This window comes from Streptomyces durbertensis, assembly GCF_014156695.1.
GTDB lineage: Bacteria > Actinomycetota > Actinomycetes > Streptomycetales > Streptomycetaceae > Streptomyces > Streptomyces durbertensis.
This window is the reverse complement of sequence record NZ_WMLF01000595.1, coordinates 1-2,592: the sequence shown is the minus strand read 5'-3', so window position 1 is coordinate 2,592 and position 2,592 is coordinate 1. Positions and strand designations below refer to the sequence as shown.

At 72.6% G+C, this 2,592-nt stretch carries 4 protein-coding genes; 2 read left to right on the top strand and 2 right to left on the bottom strand.

All coding sequences use genetic code 11. The features are described from left to right. The coding region (imuA', locus tag GL263_RS24860) for a DnaE2-dependent mutagenesis accessory factor ImuA' (protein ID WP_182857986.1) at positions 1-593 on the bottom strand (593 nt) is incomplete at its 3' end. 196 nt (positions 594-789) lie between these two features. Here imuA' and GL263_RS24855 point away from each other — a divergent pair. Next, entirely contained in the window at positions 790-1,209 is a 420-nt protein-coding gene (locus GL263_RS24855) for a DUF192 domain-containing protein (protein ID WP_182857987.1), read from the top strand. A 68-nt stretch (positions 1,210-1,277) separates the two neighbouring features. On the opposite strand, the gene GL263_RS24850 is transcribed toward GL263_RS24855, so the two are convergent. After that, positions 1,278-1,706: an OsmC family peroxiredoxin gene (locus GL263_RS24850; RefSeq protein ID WP_182857985.1), complete on the bottom strand. Its 429-nt coding sequence runs from the start codon at positions 1,704-1,706 to the stop codon at positions 1,278-1,280. 513 nt (positions 1,707-2,219) lie between these two features. Between GL263_RS24850 and GL263_RS24845 the strand changes: the two genes are divergently transcribed. Next, a partial coding sequence (locus GL263_RS24845; RefSeq protein ID WP_182857984.1) for a hypothetical protein occupies positions 2,220-2,592 on the top strand: 373 nt, incomplete at its 3' end.

Here is a 2,592-nt window from a genome sequence, read left to right as displayed (position 1 = left end):
GCGGCGCGGTCGGCGCCGCCGGCGGCGCCGCGGCCCTCGCGGACCACGCGGGCGCGTCGGCCGAGCAGCAGCCCGTCGCCGTCGCCGATGCCCTGCCAGTCGGCGCCGGTGACGCGCAGTTGTAGTTCCGCGCCCGGCCAGGAACCGGCCACCACCAGCGCAGAACCGTTTCTGCGAAGCAGGGCGGCCAGTCGGCGCCCGGTGCGGGGCGCCACCCGTGCCGGCGCCCTGAGCAGCACCACGGGCACCGCCTCCAGGGCCGTCGCCGTGACCTCGGCCCAGCGGCGGCCGGGGTCGTCCACCCACATGCCGGCGCCCAGGTCGAGCCCCGCACCGGCGGCGGCGAGCGCGCCCAGCTCGGGGAGGCCTATGACGGCCCAGGCCCCGCCCCGCTCCTCGGCGGCGCCGACGCCGCCCAGGTCGTGGGCGGCCTCGGCGGCCAGCGCGAGGAGCAGCGGCAGATCGCCGCACGTGCTGATGGTGATGCCGGGGCGGACCGCTCCGCCGGGCAGCAGGGAGCGCAGCCCGGGACCGTCGGGGTGCGCCCCGGCCTCGATGCGTCTGCCCTGCTCGGCGGTGTGTGCGGCCCTCATATCTCGATTTTCGAATGAGCGTTCGAATGAGGCAAGTCGCTCGAAGGGGTGGTGTCGGCCGAGATCGTCCGGGTCATCTGCCGTCCGCCCCACGGTGGATGCCGCCCTCTCGGAGCGGGGCGACCCGCGTGCTTGTGATTGACGTCACATGAGGGAGCGCTCTCTCCTCGTCGCCGCGCTACCACGTGTGACCAGCATGTTTCGATCCGGTGCGGGACGGGGGAGGGATTTCCCGAGGGGAGGTGGTCGGGTGCGCGGGCAGAGGCGGCCGCCGGACGGCGAGGCGGTGCTGGTCGCGGGCGACGCCCGCGTCCCGCTGGAGATCGCGGCGTCCCCACGGGCTCGTGCCAGAGGACTGCTCGGCCGCCGCGGGATCGTCGGCGCCATGCTGCTGGAGCCGGCCTGCTCGGTCCACACCTTCCGGATGCGGTTCCCGATCGACGTCGCCTATCTGGACCGGGACTTCACGGTCCTCGCCGTGCGGACGATGCCACCGGGGCGGCTGGGTCTGCCCCGGTTCCGGGCGCGGCGGGTGCTGGAGGCGGAGGCCGGGGTGATGGCCGGCTGGGGGCTCGCGCCGGGTGCGCGGGTGCGTGTCGAACGCGCCGGCCGATGACGGGCCCGGCGCCCACCGCGGCGCGCCGGGCCCGCAAGAGCGGTGCCGGTCCAGGGACGGGCCGGGGGTTATCCCAGGGTGGCCTCGAGGGTGATGTTCTTCACCGCGGCCAGCGCCTGGCTCACCGGGCAGTTCGCCTTGGCGTCCGCCGCCGCGGCCTGGAAGTCGTCCTCCGAGATGCCCGGGATGACCGCGCGCACCGTCAGCCTGATGCCGGTGATGCCCTCCCCGGGCTGGAAGGTCACGTCGGCCTGGACGTCGAGCTGCTCGACCGTGTGCCCCTTGCCGGAGACGATGCCGGAGAAGGCCATGCAGTAGCAGGAGGAGTGCGCCGCGGCGATCAGCTCCTCGGGGCTGGTCACGCCGCTCGGCGGCTCGGTGCGCGCGGGCCAGCTGACGTCGTAGCTGCCGAGGTTGGAGCTGGCGAGGGAGACGGTCCCCTTGCCCTCCAGGAGGTTGCCTTCCCAGTGGGCCTTCGCCGTGCGGGTGGTGGCCATCGTCGGTGTTTCCTTCCGTGGGGTCCGGAATGCTTGATCGCCATCTTTCCCCGCGTGGTGTGCCATGTCGAGCGATTCCCGACCTCGGGTGGTTCGGGGCGTGTTGACCCGGCGACGGCCTGTCGACGGAACCGCGACCGCAAACGGAACACGCCGCTCCGTGGACGGACTCGCGATCGGCGGTCAACCGGCCTGTGGCGGCGGCATATTCACGCGCCCCGAAGGGTGACTCTCGGCCAGCCTTCACGCGACCGTCGGGGAAGGCTGCCCGTCGAGGGAAGAGCACAGGTTGTCCGGTGCGTCGCGGGGCGGTGGCGCGGGCCACGCGGCCCGACCGGAGGGCAACGGCCGTGAAGAGGCGGAAAGAACAACGCGATTACCCGGTGAGCGCTGACGCAAACTCGACCATCTGGGCGCTTGAAATCGCTAGTGCAAAGCGCCTAGTTTCGCTCGCGGGGCGAGGGATGCATACAGGAGTTCGTTTTCAGAAGATCCCGACGCAGGGGGGAACAAGTGGGTTACCGGCACGGCCGGAACGATCCGGGTGGGGACGACACGGGGAGGCGCCGCGAGAGCGGTCTGGAACACGCCCGCAGGGAGGCGTCCAGACTCGCCGACTATCTGCAGTTCGGGCCGCCGCGGTCGACGGGCGACGGAGGCCGGCCGCCGCAGCTTGTCACCGGCGACTGGGACATGCCGGAGGGCACGCTGTCGGTGTACGCGATCGGCCGCGCGCTGGTCCTGCGCGGCCTTTTCACCGAGGGGGACCTGAGAAACCTACGGAAGTCGTTCAGCGGCCAACTGGTGACGCTGGACAGCGACGGGGGGCAGCACACCATCATCGTCTGGCCGCCGGAGGAGGGGGACGACACGGGAGGGTTCGCAC